General features: G+C 48.2%; 1 tRNA gene and 1 rRNA gene. Both read left to right on the forward strand.

Annotation, left to right across the window (positions count from 1 at the left end):
* The first annotated feature begins 60 nt into the window (after window positions 1-60).
* Window positions 61-176, forward strand: a 5S ribosomal RNA gene (gene rrf, locus HT730_RS09715).
* Window positions 177-180: 4 nt separating this feature from the next.
* A tRNA-Val gene (locus tag HT730_RS09720) sits at window positions 181-253 on the forward strand.

Consider the following 253-nt stretch of genomic DNA (forward strand, 5'->3'; position numbering starts at 1 on the left):
AAAGCGAACGGTTTTCTTGGTTTGAATAGATATTCAATTTTGAGTAGGTATTACTCAGAGTTAAGTGACGATAGCCTAGGAGATACACCTGTACCCATGCCGAACACAGAAGTTAAGCCCTAGAACGCCGGAAGTAGTTGGGGGTTGCCCCCTGTGAGATATGGAAGTCGCTTAGCTCTAGGGAGTTTAGCTCAGCTGGGAGAGCATCTGCCTTACAAGCAGAGGGTCAGCGGTTCGATCCCGTTAACTCCCA

Origin of the sequence: Streptococcus sp. k-628, assembly GCF_013277475.1 — a bacterium.
GTDB lineage: Bacteria > Bacillota > Bacilli > Lactobacillales > Streptococcaceae > Streptococcus.